General features: G+C 65.2%; 19 protein-coding genes. 7 read left to right on the top strand and 12 right to left on the bottom strand.

The genetic code is table 11. The annotated features are described in order from the left end of the window. Window positions 1-41 precede the first annotated feature (41 nt). Window positions 42-254, top strand: coding sequence for a hypothetical protein (locus QF777_03665; protein ID MDP6910648.1), 213 nt, complete (start codon window positions 42-44; stop codon window positions 252-254). 198 nt (window positions 255-452) lie between these two features. Here the strand turns inward: QF777_03665 and nth are convergent, their stop codons facing one another. Then, on the bottom strand, window positions 453-1,094 hold the full coding sequence (gene nth / locus QF777_03660; protein ID MDP6910647.1) for an endonuclease III: 642 nt from the start codon (window positions 1,092-1,094) through the stop codon (window positions 453-455). 25 nt (window positions 1,095-1,119) lie between these two features. On the opposite strand from nth, the gene mshD reads away from it, so the two are divergent. Genes mshD through QF777_03640 form a run of 4 tightly spaced genes read left to right on the top strand, consistent with a single transcriptional unit; the run spans window position 1,120 to window position 4,220 of the window. Further along, complete coding sequence (gene mshD / locus QF777_03655; GenBank protein MDP6910646.1) at window positions 1,120-1,893, top strand: mycothiol synthase; 774 nt, start codon at window positions 1,120-1,122, stop codon at window positions 1,891-1,893. Further along, the gene (gene rlmN / locus QF777_03650; protein ID MDP6910645.1) at window positions 1,890-3,083 is read left to right on the top strand and encodes a 23S rRNA (adenine(2503)-C(2))-methyltransferase RlmN; all 1,194 of its coding nucleotides are present in this window, start codon (window positions 1,890-1,892) and stop codon (window positions 3,081-3,083) included. The genes mshD and rlmN overlap by 4 nt, the downstream gene beginning before the upstream one ends. Before the next feature lie 12 nt (window positions 3,084-3,095). Further along, window positions 3,096-3,431, top strand: coding sequence for a hypothetical protein (locus tag QF777_03645; GenBank protein ID MDP6910644.1), 336 nt, complete (start codon window positions 3,096-3,098; stop codon window positions 3,429-3,431). A 57-nt stretch (window positions 3,432-3,488) separates the two neighbouring features. Beyond that, a complete protein-coding gene (locus tag QF777_03640) occupies window positions 3,489-4,220 on the top strand; it encodes a ubiquinone/menaquinone biosynthesis methyltransferase (GenBank protein MDP6910643.1) in 732 nt (243 codons plus the stop codon). A gap of 42 nt (window positions 4,221-4,262) precedes the next feature. Here QF777_03640 and QF777_03635 read toward each other — a convergent pair whose 3' ends face one another. After that, window positions 4,263-5,126, bottom strand: coding sequence for a 1,4-dihydroxy-2-naphthoate polyprenyltransferase (locus QF777_03635; protein MDP6910642.1), 864 nt, complete (start codon window positions 5,124-5,126; stop codon window positions 4,263-4,265). A 65-nt stretch (window positions 5,127-5,191) separates the two neighbouring features. Between QF777_03635 and QF777_03630 the strand changes: the two genes are divergently transcribed. Then, window positions 5,192-7,198 (top strand): thioredoxin domain-containing protein, encoded by a 2,007-nt coding sequence (locus QF777_03630; GenBank protein MDP6910641.1) that lies wholly within the window; start codon window positions 5,192-5,194, stop codon window positions 7,196-7,198. A gap of 36 nt (window positions 7,199-7,234) precedes the next feature. Here the strand turns inward: QF777_03630 and QF777_03625 are convergent, their stop codons facing one another. The 7 genes from QF777_03625 to QF777_03595 all read right to left on the bottom strand — a co-directional run bounded on the left by QF777_03625 (window position 7,235) and on the right by QF777_03595 (window position 15,781). Beyond that, on the bottom strand, window positions 7,235-8,431 hold the full coding sequence (locus QF777_03625; GenBank protein MDP6910640.1) for a thiolase family protein: 1,197 nt from the start codon (window positions 8,429-8,431) through the stop codon (window positions 7,235-7,237). Between the two features lie 50 nt (window positions 8,432-8,481). Further along, a complete protein-coding gene (locus QF777_03620; GenBank protein ID MDP6910639.1) occupies window positions 8,482-8,907 on the bottom strand; it encodes an OB-fold domain-containing protein in 426 nt (141 codons plus the stop codon). 73 nt (window positions 8,908-8,980) lie between these two features. Next, on the bottom strand, window positions 8,981-9,583 hold the full coding sequence (locus QF777_03615) for a nitroreductase family protein (GenBank protein MDP6910638.1): 603 nt from the start codon (window positions 9,581-9,583) through the stop codon (window positions 8,981-8,983). A gap of 28 nt (window positions 9,584-9,611) precedes the next feature. Beyond that, entirely contained in the window at window positions 9,612-10,280 is a 669-nt protein-coding gene (locus tag QF777_03610; protein ID MDP6910637.1) for a hypothetical protein, read from the bottom strand. A gap of 115 nt (window positions 10,281-10,395) precedes the next feature. Then, a complete protein-coding gene (gene dnaE, locus QF777_03605; protein ID MDP6910636.1) occupies window positions 10,396-13,995 on the bottom strand; it encodes a DNA polymerase III subunit alpha in 3,600 nt (1,199 codons plus the stop codon). 36 nt (window positions 13,996-14,031) lie between these two features. Beyond that, complete coding sequence (locus QF777_03600; GenBank protein MDP6910635.1) at window positions 14,032-14,574, bottom strand: DUF2587 domain-containing protein; 543 nt, start codon at window positions 14,572-14,574, stop codon at window positions 14,032-14,034. A gap of 61 nt (window positions 14,575-14,635) precedes the next feature. Then, window positions 14,636-15,781, bottom strand: a complete 1,146-nt coding sequence (locus QF777_03595; GenBank protein MDP6910634.1) for an alkaline phosphatase family protein — start codon at window positions 15,779-15,781, stop codon at window positions 14,636-14,638. Between the two features lie 81 nt (window positions 15,782-15,862). Between QF777_03595 and QF777_03590 the strand changes: the two genes are divergently transcribed. Next, a complete protein-coding gene (locus QF777_03590) occupies window positions 15,863-16,303 on the top strand; it encodes an Rrf2 family transcriptional regulator (protein MDP6910633.1) in 441 nt (146 codons plus the stop codon). Between the two features lie 32 nt (window positions 16,304-16,335). Here the strand turns inward: QF777_03590 and QF777_03585 are convergent, their stop codons facing one another. The 3 genes from QF777_03585 to QF777_03575 all read right to left on the bottom strand — a co-directional run. After that, a complete protein-coding gene (locus QF777_03585) occupies window positions 16,336-17,346 on the bottom strand; it encodes an RluA family pseudouridine synthase (GenBank protein MDP6910632.1) in 1,011 nt (336 codons plus the stop codon). Further along, the gene (gene lspA, locus QF777_03580; GenBank protein MDP6910631.1) at window positions 17,339-17,758 is read right to left on the bottom strand and encodes a signal peptidase II; all 420 of its coding nucleotides are present in this window, start codon (window positions 17,756-17,758) and stop codon (window positions 17,339-17,341) included. Before lspA ends, QF777_03585 begins: the two co-directional genes overlap by 8 nt. A gap of 50 nt (window positions 17,759-17,808) precedes the next feature. Next, window positions 17,809-18,214: hypothetical protein (locus QF777_03575; protein MDP6910630.1), on the bottom strand; the 406-nt coding region annotated here is incomplete at its 5' end.

The raw sequence follows: 18,214 nt of genomic DNA, 5'->3' as shown, positions 1-18,214 counted from the left end.
TCGGCTGGGGTTTCAAACCGGAGTCGGCCAGACTCGCGTGTATGGACGGATCCGAATCGAACGAAGCCCGGGTGGACGCGGAACTCTCGTCGTTGGCCAGCCAGCTCGAAGCTCTCACTCGACGGATCGAGGAGCTGGCGGCCTTCAGCGTCACCTCAGCTGATGAAGAGGCCAGGGGCCGGTCGGGCCTCCACGAGGTGGAACGCCACCTTCGTGGCGCCCTAAGGGAACTGGCCCGGGCTCGACGAGTCTGAGGAATTCGAAACCGGCCCCAAAATGTCGTTCGACGCCCCGAGGGGCGCCGAACGGGCAAGGCGGGTGGCGGGAACCCTCTCCTCGCTGGGCCGGGTGGTGGGACCCGGCGGAATGAACGTACACCACCGCAAGGATGGTTCGAACGGCTTCTGATCCCTATTTTCGAGTGACGTCTATCATGCCTGTTTCGAGCGAAGTCAGAGATGGGCGGCGGGACAGAAGTCCTGAAGCACACACTCCCCGCACCGGGGCTTGCGACTCGGACAGACCCGGCGACCATGCAGAATCAGACGGAGGCTGAACTCTCCCCGCTGAGCCGCGGGCACCATCGGATTCAGCTCCATCTCGACCTTCACCGGATCCGTCTCCGTCGTCAATCCCAGCCGCCGCGAGAGTCGTCCAACATGAGTATCCACCGGCAGGCCCGGCAGGTCGAGGGCCACGCTGCGGACCACGTTGGCCGTCTTACGCCCCACCCCGGGCAGCGACGTCAGGTCGGCCATCGACGACGGCACCTCCGAATCGAATACCTCTACGAGGCGCTGGGCCATACCCAGCAGGCTCTTCGCCTTGTTGGCGTAAAAGCCGGTGGAGCGGACGATCTCCTGCAGTTCGTGGGGCACCGCCCCAGCTAGGTCAACCGGCTCTGGGTATGCGGCGAACAAGGCAGGCGTCACCATGTTCACCCTCTTGTCGGTGCACTGGGCAGAAAGGATGGTGGCGGCCAGAAGCTGGAACGGATTCTCATGATCGAGCTCACATTCGGCACCCGGGTACTCATCACCCAGCCGTCGATGTGCCTCGGCGGCCCGCCCCTTGATTGACCTTGGTCGTCCCACGAAGGGCGACGGTAGCCTCAGCGCCATGGACCGGTGGACCGTCACGGACGGAACCGATACCGCCAGCCTCTCCGGTGATCCGGAACGCTGGCTCGTCGAACTGAACATCTCCGAACCCGCCGCTCCCGGCGACCCGTCCGACGAGCGGGGCACCAACGACGACCGTGGGCGTCGCCTGCTGGAAGCCGCCACCCAGGCCGTGGTGATCGAGGGTGGCGGACGACTCGAATACTGGATCGAACGAGTCGACGAGCGCAGCGACGAGGTCCCCACTCGAGCCGGCTTCGTGCCCTACCGCGACCTCCTGCGCCTGCGAAGACAGCTACCGGCGCTGCCCACCGACCTAATCGTGCGGGCCTTTCGCCCCGAGGACGCCGAGGCATTCATCGAGTGCAACAACAAGGCCTTTGACTGGCACCCCGAACAGGGCGAGATGACCCCCGAAGACCTCGCCGCCAAACAGGCTGAGCCCTGGTATGACCCCGAGGGCTTCCTGATCCTCGAGGAAGCAGATGCCGACGGGAACGATTCAGTTATCGGATTCTGCTGGACCAAGATCCACACCGACGAGAAACCGGCGCTCGGAGAGATCTACGCCATTGCCGTGGACCCAGAGCATCACGGTCGGGGTCTTGGTCGCGAACTCTCGTTGGCCGGTCTGGCCTACCTGACGAATCAAGGCCTACGTCAGGCCATCCTCTACGTGGAGTCCGACAACAAGCCGGCCCGCAAGATGTACGGGGCTCTCGGCTTCGATCGCGAATTCACCAGTCGGGCCTACCAACGCATCGTCCGGTGAACCATTCCCCGGCAGCCGACGACGTAGAAACCGGTTCTTCAGCAGTCGGCCCCCCGAGAGGGCTCTCCCCTAGCCGCTACGACCCCGACCGTGCCGAGCTTGGCCGACTCGTCGCCGAAGTAGGCGAAACCGCCGGGACCGCGCTCCCCGCCTACCGCGTCGACCAACTCTGGCAGGGCCTGTATCGCGATCTCATCGGCCCCGAGGACGTCTCCACCCTCCCCAAGGCTCTACGCGGCCCCCTGGCCAATCTCCTTCCCCCCGCTCTCACCGAGGCCACCCGGTCGGTGGGCGACGGCGGCGACACCATCAAGTGGCTGTGGCGTCTGGCCGACGGATCACTCATCGAGACGGTGCTCATGCACTACAAGGACCGTTCCACCGTGTGTGTCAGCACTCAGGCCGGATGCGCCATGGCGTGCGGCTTCTGCGCGACCGGCCAGATGGGCTTCGACCGCCACCTCTCGACCGGCGAGATCGTGGAACAGGTTGTGCGAGCCCAAGTCGAGGCCGGCGACCGCCGGGTCTCCAACGTGGTCTTCATGGGCATGGGTGAACCGCTGGCCAACTACGACCGGACGTGGGCCGCCGTCCGACGCCTCCACGGGGACCTCGGGCTGTCAGCGCGCCACCTCACAATCTCGACGGTCGGCGTGGTGCCCGGCATCCGTCGGATGGCCACCGAGGGGCTGCCGGTGAACCTGGCAGTGTCGTTGCATGCGGCGGACGACGGCCTTCGCGACGAGTTGGTCCCGTTAAACCGGCGCTACCCGTTGGCCGAACTGGCCGATGCCTGCCAAGCACACGTCACCGCCACCGGTCGGCGCCTCTCCTTCGAGTGGGCCCTCATTCACAACGTCAACGACCGGCTGGAGGACGCTGCCCGACTGGCCGACTACGCCCGTCCACTGGGCGCCCATGTGAACCTCATCCCACTGAATCCCACGCCCGGATGGCCGACACGCGGATCCCCACCTTCCCGTGTTCGCGAGTTCGCCGACGAGGTGAACGCCCGGGGCGGCAACGCCACCATCCGCCGAACCCGCGGCACCGAGATCGACGCTGCCTGCGGCCAGTTACGTGCCGAGCGGGCTAACGCCGACAGCGTGAACGCCGACCGGTCGGTACCAGTCGCAGCACCCGGACGCCGAGGCAACCCGACCCCTGGAGGTAACGGGTCGAGCCGCTGACAGACTGGCTACGTGGAACGTCGCTGGATCAACCGCATGCACCCGCAAACGCTGGCGTCAGCAACAATGCTTCTGTACATCGAGGGAATCTTCAACCTCGTCCGAGGGCAGACGCTCTTCCTGGTCGGTATCGCCATGTTCCCAGCGGCATGGGCCATCGCCAATGACAGGCGCTGGGGTTGGCGCCTCGGTGTGGGTACTGCCGGAGTGGCCGTGTTTATTCGCCTCACCTGGTACGGGTTCGGCAATCCGATGGCCCTGGCCTTCGCCCTGCTGTTTCCTGTTGTACTTCTGGCTCTCCTAATCCATCCGCAGAGCCGGGAGCACCAGAAGATCTGGTTCAACTGAGCACAGCTGACCGGTTCCGCGTCGAGCTCGCCACCAAGGACCCCTCCCCCAACCGACATGAGCGACCCAAGCCGCTTCCCTGAGACCAGGCGCATTCCAAACCCCGGCGCACCCCTCCCCACCGGGGAGGAGAAGGCCGCCGCGGTGCGCTCCATGTTCGACGCCATTGCCCCTCGGTACGACCTGGTTAACCGGATCATGACGTTTCGCCTGGACGTCCGTTGGCGGAAACGGACAGTACGACGCCTCTCTCTCCCGGACTGCTCGACCGTCCTCGACCTGGCCTGCGGGACCGGCGACCTATGCCGTGACCTGTCCAACGCAGGCCATCGCCCCATTGGAATGGACTTGTCGTGGGGGATGCTGGCCGCCGCCCGGACCGAGGCGCCCCTCGTCCACGCCGACGCGCTGCGCCTACCGGCCGCCGACGGATCTATTGATGGGGTGACATGCGGATTCGCTCTGCGGAACTTCACCAGCCTCGAACCGTTCCTGGCCGAACTGGCCAGAGTGCTGCGCCCGGGCGGCCGGATCGCCCTGCTCGAGGTTGACCGACCCCGAAACCCCGTGCTGCGAATCGGCCACGGCGTGTACTTCGGCCGGGTCGTGCCATTGGTGGGCGGGGTGTTTTCCAATCGGGATGCCTACCGCTACCTGCCTCGATCCGTGGCCTACCTGCCTTCCGAAGGCACGCTTCTGGCCACCATCGAGGCGGCGGGATTTACCGAGTTAGCCAAAGACCGGTGCAGTGGCGGTATCGCCCAGCTACTAACCGCCACGCGAACCTGACCGGTAAGTCCGTTCGTCGCCGACCGGAAGCGATTGATCTAGTCAGACCGACAGAACGAGTCCCAAGGTCAGGAGTGCACCGGCCACCAGCTGGGTGCGGCCCGTACGACCCAGCACGTCTATCAGGTCGGACCCTTCGGCATCGGCCAGCACCCGCCGCACCGCCGGACCGGCCACCACGCCGGCCCCGAGCACCAGTACGGCCCACGGCCTCGAGATGGCGCACAGCGAACCCGCGATGAGCGCCCCGTCGATCAACACCACATAGAGGATCCGGGTCGGCCGGTCCCCCATCCGGACGGCGAGGGTCCGCTTCCCGGATTCGGCGTCAGTCGGTCGATCGCGCAGGTTGTTGACTACCAGCAGCGAACAGGCCAAAAAGCCCACGGATACCGCTGCTGGCCAGACCAGGACCGGAACCTCCTGCTGGTGGACGTAGACGCTGCCCACGGTGGCCACCAGTCCGAAGAACACGAAGACGAACACCTCTCCCAATCCGAGGTAGCCGTACGGCTGGGGGCCACCGGTGTAGAGCCAGCCGGCGGCAATAGATGCTGCACCGACTAACAGCAACCACGGCGTCACGGCAACGGCCAGGGCCAGACCGGCCACCGCAGCCACCCCGAAGGCGATCAGCATGGCCAGACGTACCTCAGCGGCGTCGGCGAGACCTGAACCGACCAGCCGAGTCGGACCGACGCGTTGGGGTCCGTCGGTACCTCGTACGCCGTCGGACAGGTCGTTGGCGTAGTTCGTGGCCACCTGCAGGGCGAGGGCTACCACCAGTGCGGCAGCAGCTCTCCACCAGATGATCCCCGACCCGGCGGCCACGGCGGTTCCAACCAACACGGGCACTACCGCTGCAGGCAGGGTGCGAGGTCGCGCCCCGAGGATCCACCGGTTCATGGGACCAGTCTGCCGGGACCGGACTCCGGCAACCTCCACCCCACCCCGTGGGTAGCGTCGTCCGGGTGAACCTCCTGGCCAGCCAGTCCAGTCCCTACCTCCGCCAGCACGCCGACAATCCGGTGGATTGGTATCCGTGGGGTCCGGAGGCCATAGCTGCAGCCGTCGAACGTGACGTCCCCATCCTGTTGAGCGTGGGGTACTCGGCCTGCCACTGGTGCCATGTCATGGCCCACGAGTGCTTCGAGAACGCCGAGATCGCTGCGACGATGAACGCCGGCTTCGTGAACGTGAAAGTTGACCGCGAGGAACGTCCGGACATCGATTCGATCTACATGGATGCCGTAACCGCTCTAACCGGACGGGGTGGCTGGCCTATGACGGTGTTCTGCCATCCTGACGGCCGCCCGTTCCACGGTGGCACCTACTGGCCGGACCAGCCCCGGGGCGGCATGCCGTCCTTCCCCCAAGTTCTGGATGCTGTGACTACGGCATGGACGACCCGGCGCGACGATCTGGACGGTCTAGGTGACCGGCTCACCGCCTCGATGGCCCGTCACGGCGATCTTCCCGCAGCTGAGGCTCCCCCCCCACCCGACGTCATGACCACCGCTGTCGGCCACCTGAGCGACCAGCACGACGATGAATGGGGAGGGTTCGGGGGCGCTCCTAAGTTCCCGCAGGCCATGAGCCTCGAAGCCCTGCTTCGACACTTGTCGGCCCGTCATGCCGCCGGGAAGGCGGATCGACGGGCCGTCGAGGTAGCCACCACCACGCTGGATGCCATGGCCTCAGGCGGCATGTATGACCAGTTGGCCGGCGGTTTTGCCCGCTACTCGGTTGACCCGTGGTGGCTCGTTCCCCACTTCGAGAAGATGCTGTACGACAACGCCCTACTGGCCCGGACCTACCTCCACGGGTGGCGGGTTCTGGGTCACCAACGGTGGCTGCAGGTAGCCACCGAGACCATCGACTACGTGTTGGCTGATCTGCGCCATCCGGACGGTGGGTTCTTCTCAGCTGAGGATGCCGATTCAGAGGGCGCCGAAGGGACCTTCTACGTCTGGTCTGAGGACGAGATACGAGAGGTTTGCGAGAACCTGGGGCAAGGTGTGGCCAAGTCGGCCATCGAGTGGTACGGCGTCACCGGGAATGGAAACTTTGAGGGGGCGAACATTCTCCACCGTCCCGTCAGGGGTGACCTGATTCGACCCGAACCTGTCGAACGAGCCCGCCGGGCACTGCTGGACCGCCGGGAGCAGCGGATCCGTCCCGGGCTGGACGACAAGGTCCTCACCGAATGGAACGGTCTGATGCTGGCCACGCTCTCAGAGGCGGCCATGACTGTGGGCCAAGAGGACTGGCTCGATGCCGCACGGTCCAATGCCGACTTCCTGTGTCGGACGCTACGTCGTGACGACGGACGCTGGCTGCGATCGTGGCAAGCGAACGCTGGCGCTCACACGCTCGGTTACGCGGCGGACCACGCTGCCATGGTCGACGGCCTGACCCGTCTCGGCGAGGCCTCGGGAGAAGCGCGCTGGACCGAAACAGCCGTGTCAACTGCAGACGTGCTGTTGGACCGTTTTCTGGACGTCGACCACGGTGGGTTCCACTCCACCGGACACGACGCCGAGGCTCTGGTTCGGCGTCCCAAGGACCTGATGGATAACGCCCAACCATCAGCCAACAGCCTCGCCGCTGTGGCCCTCCTGCGCCTCGGGGCCCTGGTGGGCGACGCCCGCTACACCGAGGCTGCTGAAGGCGTACTGAGACTGCTGGGCGAGCAAACGGGCGCGCACCCCACGGCGTTCGGCCACCTCCTGGGAGCCGCCGACCTGTTCCACGCCGGGATCACCGAGATCGTGGTGACCGGTGACCGACCCGACCTGGTGGTCGCGGCGGCCAATACGTGGCGACCCAATGTCGTCCTTGCATGGGGCGAGCCGTTCGGTGGACCGTTGTGGGCGGGGCGAAATGGCGACCGGGCCTGGGTGTGCCGAAACTTCACCTGCAAGGCCCCCGTCGATACTCCCGACGCTTTACGGGCTGCGTTGGCCGAGCAGTCCTGACCGGGGCGGGTCGGACCCTCGAACTCGACCGACTGGTCAGGCGGCCTTCTCGAGGATGTGGATGCCGCACGCTGAGCCAAGCCCGATGACATGGGCCAGACCCACCGTCGCTCCTTCGACCTGACGGTCGCCGGCCTCTCCGCGCAGGTGTGTAGTGACCTCATAGACGTTGGCCACCCCGGTTGCCCCAATGGGGTGCCCCTTGGAGATCAAGCCCCCCGACACGTTCACTGGAATCCGACCGTCGCGAAACGGCGCACCGGAGTCGATGAAGTCGCCAGCCCCGCCCCGCTCGCATAGGCCCAGGTTGTCGTAGTGAATGAGCTCGGCGGTGGCGAAGCAGTCGTGGAGCTCGACCAGGTCGAGATCCTCTGGGCCAATGCCGGCCGCCTCGTAGGCCTGAGCGGCAGCGTTACGGGTCAGCGTGTTGACGTCGGGCTGCACTTGGCCGCTCTCCACCCACGGATCGCTGGTCAGCACCGAAGCTGAGATCTTCACGGCCCGCTTCTGGACCTCGGTCGGCAGGGAACGCAGCCGCTCCTCGGATACCAGTACGGCGGCGGCTGCACCATCGCCGGTCGGGCAGCACATGAGCAGGGTGTTGGGGTAACTCTGTACCGGGGAGCCCATAATCTCCTCCATGGAGAACTCCTTGCGGTACTGAGCTAGCGGGTTCAGCGTGGAGTGCAGGTGGTTCTTGTAGGCCACCTTGGCGAACTGCTCGAAGCCCACCCCGTCGTTCTCATAGGCGTACCCCATGCCAGCCTGAGCGAACACGCCCGGCATGGTCTCGGTGCCGAGAATGCCGTCGATAGGCGCCACAGCGCCGTAGCGACCCGCAGGCTCGTAGACCTTGGCTTCGTCCTTAGCGCCGCCCCGCAACAGGCCCATCTTCCCCATCTGCTCCACGCCAACAGCCAGGCCCATCTGGGCCTCTCCGGCCTTGATGGCCAGATAGACGGTCCGAATAGCCGTAGCACCGGTGGCGCACGCGTTAGTCACGTTGAACACGGGAATCCCGGTCTGTCCAATCTGCTTCTGGATCCGTTGCCCCATACCCGCCTGGGCCTGAAACAGCGTGCCAGCGCCCATCACGTCCATGTCGTGGATGGTCACCCCGCCATCAGCCAGCGCGTCTAGACACGCTCTTGACGCTAGATCCACTGCATCGAGTTCGGGATACCGCCCGAATCGGGTCATGCTTGTTCCCAGCACCCAAACTGCATCGTTCATCGTGTACTCCTGCTCGCTCGTATGGCTCGTTCGTGTGGCCCGAAGGCCGGTCAGACCGCTGCGTAGCCGAAGGCCACGCACTCGGTCCCGTTGTCGTCGGTTCCACACCCGTAGGTGGTGAACACCAGGCTCATCCCCAGTTCGGCGGTCATCGGGTCGTCGAGACCAACCACGTTCGCCCGCACGGACGTGCCGTCACGAGTCTCGACGATCGCCGAGACGTAGGGCACCGGAATGCCCGGCGCCGCTCGGTGCACGATGCTGAAGGACTTCAGAACAGCGTCATCAGCCACTCGGGCGGAGGCAAACTCGGCCTTGCCGCACTTCGCGCAAGCGTTTCGCCTGTCAAAGAATCGGGCACCGCAGTTGGTGCACTCGTTGGCCAGAAGGTGAGGGTCGTTACCCAACTGGAGGTAGTCGACTATGGGTAGACGCTCAGGAATGACCGGGGTCTCCCCGGCGGTGTCATCGCTCATAACCGGACGGTACCGGTCAGCCCATCAGCGGTCGCTACCGGGCTCCTCGGGAGCCGTTCAGGGGAATCAAGAGTCACCACGTGCCGCGATGCAGCACCTCGCCCAGGGGCCGACGCCGACGGTCGACCGAGCCACTTTGCCGGTCAGCCAACGGATCCGGATGCCCGATGGCGATAGTGCCTACGGCCCGTGCCCCATCGGGCACTCCGAATCGTGCGGCCACCGCTGCCTCGTGGTCGAACAGGCCGAAGAAGCAGCACCCCAACCCCTCTTCAACAGCGAGCATCTGGAGAGCCATGGCGGCAAAGGCAGCATCAGTCAACCAATAGGGCACTGACCAGTCTCCGGCCGAGTCCCCGAGTCCGGTCCGGGCCTTGTCGGCTTCGGCATAGCGGGCCACATAGCGATCAGGAATGCCCCAGGGCACCACGAGGGCCGGAGCGACCAGCAGCCCGGGCCACGGGAAGTCAGCTCGACGATCGGCAGACAGCGTGGTGTCCCAATAGGCCGCGACCTCACCACTCTCGAGCACCAGGAACTCGACGCCCTGACAGTTTCCGGCCGTCGGGGTTCGTCGGGCCCGGTCGACGAGACCGTCCACCCGGCCTGGCGCCAACGGCCGGTCGGCAAACGATCGACAGGACCGCCGGTCGCGAAGTGCGTCGGCGACGGTCATGGGGCAACCCGGCTCAGACCGTCCCGGCTCAGGCGTATTTCTCGAGGTCCTCGGCCAGCGCCCAACCGGTGCCGATGAGCACGTCACCAGCCGTTGGATCCAGGTCGTCGAAGAAGGCCACCACACTGGCATCGACCTTGTCGGCCTTGAGACTGGTGTGATCGAACACGCACGCCGGAAAGCTCTTACCGGGCGAGGTGAACCGCTTCTCCTGGTAGGCCAACGTCGACAGGCCGAAGCGCTTAACGAAGCGTCGACCCCATGCACGCTCCTCGCCTGAGGCCTTGTGGCCGGGACGAGGAACGATGCCGGTTAGGCCCTTAAGGGCCTCGAAGCCTGAGACCTCGTTGAAGCGGGTGCCAACCACCACGTCCTCATCGGGGAAAGCCATCACGGCCCGACGGAGCTGTTCGGTGGTGAGCGCCCGCAGCACCGTGTCGCGCTTAGAGGTCCGATGGATGGAAGCCAAACCGACAATGACCGCCGGGGTGCCGCCGATCCGTTCAAGGGTGAAGAAGGCAAAGCCCTTCAGCCGACCACCCTCTCGGGCGGTGCTGATAAGGACCCACTCCTCGGTCTGCTTGGAGATCAGTCCGATGCCGAATGGGTTCGGCCCGTCAGCGCACAGATCTGCCATCTCCTCGATCTCGGCATCACCGAGCATCGTGCAGTCCTTGGTCTCGACCTCGATCGCCATGCTCGATACCTCCGGTTGGGCCCGTGTGGTTCCGAGATCCCCCCGAGAATCCCGCCTATGGGCTCCTCCATTTTGCCCGGTGCTCGGGCGGTTTCCCAACCCGGTCGAAAAGCGCTCAGCCGGCGAGAACCGCGTCGGCCCCCAGGAGTACCCGGATCTCGGCCACCAGACCACTGGCCGGGTCGACGCAATAGTCAGGCGGCAGACGGAGAACCTGCCGGTCCCCCAGATGGAGAAACACTTCAGAATCGCCGGGATGGGACGCCAAGAGGCCCTTCAGTTCAGCGACAGTTTCCGGTCGCACCCGCTCGATCGGCAGGTGCACATGCACCGGCCTGACCTCCTCCAAGTCAGATGTACGGAACACCTCGATCTCATGACAGATGATCTTGGAGAGATCGTCTCGCCGGTCGATCCGTCCCTTGACCAGCACGATCACGTCGTCGGCCAACTTGTGTCCGTGGTCGGCCATGGTCTTGGGGAAGACCATCACCTCCATGGAGGCGCCCAGGTCCTCCAGCGCGAATACGGCCATAAGGTCGCCCTTGCGCGTCCACTTCTTATCCAGGTTGGTGACCACGCCGCCGACAGTTCGGAACACGCCCTCCTCGGCATCCTCCAGTTCGGTGATCGAGGCGTCACACCGACGCCTCAGGGCAGCCTCGTAGCCCAGGAGGGGATGGTCCGAAACGTACAGGCCCAGCATTTCCTTCTCAAAGGCCAGACGGGTCATCTTGTCGAACTCGACGTCGGCAATGGCGATCCGCTCATCGAAGGTCGGCCCATCACCCTCGACCTCACCGAAGAGCGACATGACGCCCATGTCGTGCTCCTTCCGGCGGGCCACTGTGTGGTCGATGATCTGCTCGTGGGCGTGCAGGAGGCCCTGCCGAGTGTGGCCCATGGCGTCGAACGCCCCGGCCTTGATAAGCGACTCGATCGTGCGCTTGTTGAGCACCGTGGTGTCACACCGCTCGCAGAAGTCGTTGAAATCCATGAACGGACCATTGGCGTCCCTCTCGGCCACCAAACGCTCAACCAAACCCTCACCCACGTTTCGGACCGCTGAGAGACCGAACACAATGCGGCCAGCCGACCCCTTCGACGCGGACCCGGTTGCGACCCCGTTCGCAGCACCGTTCTTTGCATTGTCACCGACTTCGAGCACGGGCACCGGCTCGAAGTCGGATCGCGCCACGTTCACATCTGGCACCGTCACCTCGATGCCCAGCACCCGACACTCGTTCAGGTAGACAGCCGCCTTGTCTAGATTCGATTTCACGCTCGTCAGCAGGGCCGCAAGGTATTGGACCGGGAAGTGCGCTTTCAGGTAGGCGATCTGGTAGGCGATGTAGCCGTACCCGTAGGAGTGGCTCTTGTTGAAGGCGTAATCGGCAAACTGCTCCACGGTGTCGAAGAGTTCGTCGCCCAGCTGCCTGCCGTACCCCGTGGCCGTACAGCCCTCCACGAAGGAGGTCCGCTCCTTTGCCATGAGTTCGCGGTCCTTCTTGCCGCACGCCTTGCGAAGGTTGTCGGCGTCGGCCAACGAGTAACCGGCAAACTTCTGGGCCACCCGCATTACCGACTCCTGATAGATCATGAGCCCATAAGTGTCCGCCAGTAGTTCCTCAGCATCGGCGTGGAAGAACTCGACCTCCTTACGGCCGTTCTTCCGATCGGCGTAGTCGTTGTGCATGTTCGCTGCCATCGGACCCGGCCGGTACAACGCCACAAGGGCGGCCACGTCCTCGAATGCCGTCGGCGCCAGCGACCGCATGAGGGATCGCATGGGGCCCGACTCCAACTGGAATACCCCAATGGAGTCGCCCCGAGTCAGCATCTCGTAGGTGGGGGCGTCCTCCAAGTCCACCTCATCGATGTCGACCACCTGACCGGTGGTGCGTTCGATGAGGGCCAGAGTGTCAGTGATGACATCCAGATTGCGAAGGCCCAGGAAGTCCATCTTGAGTAGCCCAAGGTCCTCCACGCCATGCATCTCGTACTGGGTGACCACCGGGGCGTCCTCGGGGTCCTGTCCGGACTCGGGCTTTCGCTGGATGGGCAGGTAGTCGGTCAGCGGTTCACGGGTGATGACCACGGCCGCCGCGTGGATCCCGTCCTGGCGGCGCAGGCCCTCAAGACCTTTGGCCACATCGACCACGGCCTTCACGTCGTCGTCGACGGTGTACATGTCCCGGAGGTCGGACGCCATCTTGAACCCGTCGGCGTGCTTCTCGGTTTCCTCCAGGCAGGCCGCCAGCGGGGTATCGCGGCCCATAATGAGCGGCGGTATGGCCTTGGCGATCCGGTCGCCCATTCCGTACGGGTAGCCAAGCACGCGGGCCGCGTCGCGTACGGCGGCCCGGGCCTTGATCTGGGAAAACGTTACGATCTGGGCAACGTGATCACGGCCGTACTTTTCGGATGCGTAGCGGATCATCTCGTCGCGGTATCGCGAGTCGAAGTCCATGTCGATATCGGGCATGGAGATACGGCTTGGATTCAGGAACCGCTCAAACAGCAAGTCGTACTCAATGGGATCCATGTCAGTAATCCAAAGGCAGTAGGCCACCGCACAGCCCGCCGCGCTCCCCCGGCCCGGGCCGACCCGGATGTCCCGGCCACGGGCGTGGCTGATGAGGTCCCACGTGATCAGGAAGTACGACGAGAAGCCCATTTCGCGAATCGTGGTGAGTTCGTAGGCCAAACGCTCGACGACCTTGTCCTCCAACTGGTCACCCCACCGCTTGCGTGCACCCTCGAAGGTCAGGTGCTCGAGGTAGGAGTCGGCCCCGTCGAACCCCTCGGGGATAGGAAAGTCGGGTAGTTGCGGGTTTCCGAACTCGATCTCTACCTCGCACCGCTCAGCGATCCACAGTGTGTTGTCGCACGCCGAGGGCACATCACGGAATAGGTCGCGCATCTCGACGGCCGACTTCAGGTAGTGCTCCTCGCCAGAGAATCGGAAGCGGTCCGGGTCGCTCATCAACGAGCCGGTCTGCACACACAGCAGCGCGTCATGGGCCCGGGCGTCGTCACGATGGGTGTAGTGGCTGTCGTTGGTGGCCAGCAGCGGGGCTCCCAGGTCGGTGGCCAACTTCTCGAGAAGTGGGTTGGTCCGGTGCTGCTCGGGGATGCCCTGGTCCTGAAGTTCAACGAACAGGTTGTCCTTCCCGAAGATCTCCTGGAGGCGGGCGGCCTTGACCCGTGCGTCGTCGTAGTCATCGCGCATGAGGGCCTGGAGTACGTGCCCACCAAGGCAGCCGGTCGTGGCGATCAGGCCCTCGGCATGATCCGAGAGGACGTCCCAGTCGACCCGGGGCTTGTAGTAGTAGCCCTCCAGAAACGCCCGGCTGGCCACTTGGATCAGGTTGCGGTACCCGGTGTCGCTCTCAGCCAGGAGCGTGAGGTGGTACATGAGCTTGCGCCCGCCATCCGTCTGACCACCGGAGTCGTCGACCCGACCACGACGGGACGGGCGCTCGAACCGTGTGTCGTGGGCCATGTAGGCCTCGGTACCCAGGATCGGTTTGACCCCGCGGTCGCGACAGGCCCGATAGAAGTCCAGGATCCCGTACATGTTGCCGTGGTCAGTGATCCCGAGGGCCGTCTGACCGTCAGCCACCGCGGCGTCAACCAGGTCGCCGACCCGAGCCGCCCCGTCCAACATCGAAAACTCGGTGTGGACATGGAGATGGGTAAAGCCGCTACCCACTGGGCGCGCACTCCGCGCGTGGCTCCCCCATGAGGCTCACAGGTAGGTCCCCGGACGCACGTCGGGGCCCGGTTTCTCGTCCGGCGCACCGGGTTCCAACTCGCCGCGGCGCATCCCAGCCAACTGCTGCTGGGCGGCCATCTGCTGGGCGAACAGCGTGGCTTGAATGCCCTGAATGAGGCCTTCGAGCCAACCCACCAACTGGGCCTGCGCGATCCGAAGCTCGTCGACGCTGGGGGCTGCATCCTCGGCAAACGGCAGAGCTAGACGGCCCAGTTCCTCACGCAAGTCTGGCGACAGGGCGGTTCCCAACTCGGCCACCGACGTGGCGTAGATCTCCCGGAGACGATCCCGGCTGGGCTCGTCGAGCGTGGCTAGGCGGACCTCTTCGAGCAGCTGGCGCATCATCGTGCCCACTCGCATCACCTTGGCCGGATGCTCGATCGACTCGTCGATCTCGTCGTCGAGCGCACCCTCGGCAGCCGAACCATCGGACGGGTCGCTCATGACCTCGGGCTCGACGGACCCCAGCGAATCTTCGCCGTCTCTCTCGCTCATCTCCTCGTGGCCGCCGTCCATCGCTCCGGACTCTAGGCCGCATCGCCCACTACTGACAGTGGCCGTCAACGGGCGAAATGCCTTAGGTGACCGCGCAGAGCGCGGGGACGAACACCTCATCAGAGGTCAACGAGCCGTGGCGGCCAATGAGATGGATAGAGGTGTGCTCGGCCGGATCCATAATGGCCACCGGCTCGTGGGGAACTACGGCGACGTCGCCCAGACGTCGACGCGCCGGGTTGGTAACCACCGGCCCTAACCAACCGTCGGCCACCACCTGGTCCACGCTGCGAACCCACGCCACCTCTCCGAACGCCTCGGCAGCCGCGGCCGCCAGATCAGCGGCCGCGCCTGCCCGGGCATGCAACCACCGGAAGCGGGGCTCCCCGCTCTGACCATCGATGAGGCCGCTCACCTCCACCGGCAACTCCAAGATCCGGTCACCAACGTGGATTTGACCGTGATCGGCGGTCACCACCACAGCGGTATCGGCCGGGAGACGATCCAACAGTTCGGCAACCATGGCGTCACAGGCCATGAGTTCGTCGTCGTAGTGCTCGACAAGTCCGAACTCGTGGGCCGTGCGGTCAATGTCATCCCAGTAGGCGTAGACGAAGGCCTCTCCCCCAGCGAAGGCATCCAGCACCGAGTCGACGAGGCCCAAACGGTCGCCGTAGCCCACCAGCCGAGTATCGGAGAGGTGCGCGGCAGTGAAGCCCGATTCGAGGAAGGCCCCGCGGGTCACCACCAGAGGCCACTGGTTGCCGAATAGGGCGCACGGCTGGAAGGCCCTCGGGTCGTGTCGGCGACGGGCGTCGCCACGGGCTGTCGTCCAGCGGAGAGAGTTGAGAACCTCGTCGTGGGTGCCCACCTCGGCGTCACCGACGGCCATCCGGTAGCCAACGATGCCGTGTTCACCAGGCGGTACCCCGGTGGAGATCGACGTCAGGGCGGCGGCCGTGGTGGACGGCGCCACCGTCGTGATCGGACCGCCGAGCAGCGACGTCATAACGGGCGCCCGGTCGGAGCGGGCCTGTAGTTGCCGCCAACCCAGGCCGTCGAGGACGAGCAGGAGCACCCGCGACGCTTCGCCCACTTCGGGGGGCAACCAGTCCGGCCAGCCGTCCGGACCCTCGGGACCCTCCGACAGGGCGGGCACCAGACGGGTCACACAGGCGTCGCCGTAATCGGGCACCACGGGATCGGGGGTGGGGTGCTCTTCGGCCATGGTCCTGCAACCTAAACCGGGGGGCGACCCACACCGGTCGACGGGGCCCGTGTACATGGAAGCCGCCTAGGATCAGCCGCCGTGAAGGTCTCGACGCGTGGCGACTACGCCAGCCGCGCCCTCCTGTCGCTCGCCCTCCACGGCGACGGCCAGACGCCCCGGTCGGTGCGCGAGGTGGCCGACATCACCAGCCTCCCCCAGCCGTACTTGGAACAGATCCTCCTGGCCCTCAAAGGGGCCGGACTAGTCCGCTCAAAGCGCGGGGTGGGTGGTGGCTACGTGCTAGCCCGAGAGCCCAAAACGATCCTCCTGTCCCAGATCGTGGCAGCCGTGGACGGTCCGATCGTGGTTGGCGACTTCGCCGACCCGCATACTGGCGGGGCATGCGACCACGAGGGTCAGTGTGTTCTGCTATCCATCTGGGCTAGCGCCGGAAGCCACATGCAGCAGTATCTGGACTCGTTCACTTTGGAGGACATCGCCGGAATGTCTCGGGGTGAATCTTCCTGGCCGGACGGCTAAATCGGCTTCAGAAACTGGCCCTGAAGCCGAGTTCAGTCTCTGGCTTCAGGATCCGCTTCATTAGGTTCAGGCGGGCCCAGACGCTCGAGAAGCCCGAGCAAATCGACAGGCAACGGTGCATCGAAGGCCATCCGCTCTCCAGTTACCGGGTGGTCGAATGCCAGATGTGCGGCGTGCAAGAACGGTCGATCCAGCGGCGACCCCTCGGGGAGGCCCTCCCGTTCGCCACCGTAGGCCCGGTCACCGACCAGTGGATGGCCAATGGCCGACAGATGGACCCGTATCTGGTGGGTCCGGCCGGTCTCCAGTCGGCACCTCAGAAGACTGGTCACCGGTTCAACCCTTGTCTCCTCCACGTCGTAGTGGGTGCGGGCAGGACGACCGGAACCGATTACGGCCATGCGAGTCCTGTCCTTGGTGGAACGGCCAATCGGGGCGTCGACCACGCCGGTAGGGGCTTCGGGTCGACCCCAGACCAGGGCAAGGTAGCGACGCCCTACGGTGCGTTCGGCCAACTGGCCCACCAAGGAGTCGTAGGCCACCTGGGTCCGGGCTACGGCGAGTGCGCCGGACGTACCGAGGTCCAGCCGGTGGACGATGCCCGGTCGGACAGTAGAGCCCACCCCGGCCATCTCCGGATAACGGGCCAGCAGGCCGTTGACGAGCGTCCCTTCCATATTGCCGGCGCCCGGATGGACCACCAGACCGGACGGCTTGTCGACCACGATGACGTCGTCGTCGTCGTACAGCACCGACACGACCACCGTGGCATCACCCTCGGGTACGTGCACCGCCTCACGCTCCAGGCCGTCGACCACTAGTTCCTCGTCGGCACGGACCTTCCGGGAGCGCTGGGTGACTACCGCGCCGTCCAGACGAACCGAGCCGGCGGCGATGGCGATGCCGGCCCGGTTGCGACTGACGTCAGCCAGCAGTGCGACCACCCGATCAATCCGTTCCCCGTCCAGTGCTACTGGGATGGTCTCGTTTAGGAGCGGTTCATCTTCCCCGTCATCTATCGATTCACTCGGCACATCAGCCACGGATCCATCCTCGCAAGACCATCAGGATTCCACCGACCACGATCACCGCGTCAGCCAAGTTGAACACTGGCCACCACTGCAGGTCAACGAAGTCGACGACGGCCCCGGACAACAGGCCGTCATGGGCACGGAACACGCGGTCGAGCAGGTTGGCCAACGCTCCGCCTGCGATAGCGCCCACCGTGATGTGGATGACTGGATCGTCGGTCCTCACCGCATATCGGACCAGCAAGAGCATTACGACGACGACCAGACCTGCCAGAAGCGGCCCGAAGCCCTCTCCTCGGCTGAACGCCGCGCCGGTGTTGTGGACTAGATGCAGCCGCAGCGTCCAGACGAGATCAATGGACCGATCGTCGAGCGCATGGAGCGCCCACCACTTGGTGAGCTGATCGAGGCCGACGACAGCCAACCCGACACATGCGGGCGCCGTCCACCGGCCAGGAAGGCCGGCGCCGGAAATCACCGGCGGCCCAGTCCCCCGGCCTTGAACTCGACCCGCTGGGATGCCCACGGGATGATCTCGAGGCGTTCTCTTGGAATGTTCTTCCCGGACTTCACGCAGACGCCGTAGACGCCCTTGCGGATCCGGTCCAGAGCGGCGTCGATCTCATCGACAGCCTCTCGGGCCTGGGCACTAAGGGCCAGATCGAGGTCACGCTCTACAGCCAGTGTGTCGCCCTCGCCAGACTCACCATCGAACTGGACGTCGCCCGGGTCACGGTCCTCGAGAAGCGCATCCGCCTCGGCTTGGAGGTTGTCAGCGCTCAGGACGTACCGGGCCCGCTCCGCAATAAGTGCGGCCTTTTGCTCGTCCAGGAACTTCTTACCAAACGGGGTCTTCGGCCTATTCGCGGCCGCAGCCTTC

Source organism: Acidimicrobiales bacterium, assembly GCA_030747595.1.
In the GTDB taxonomy this organism is placed as follows: domain Bacteria; phylum Actinomycetota; class Acidimicrobiia; order Acidimicrobiales; family MedAcidi-G1; genus UBA9410.
Note: the sequence above shows the minus strand (reverse complement) of the source record. Positions and strands in the feature narration are given on the sequence as shown.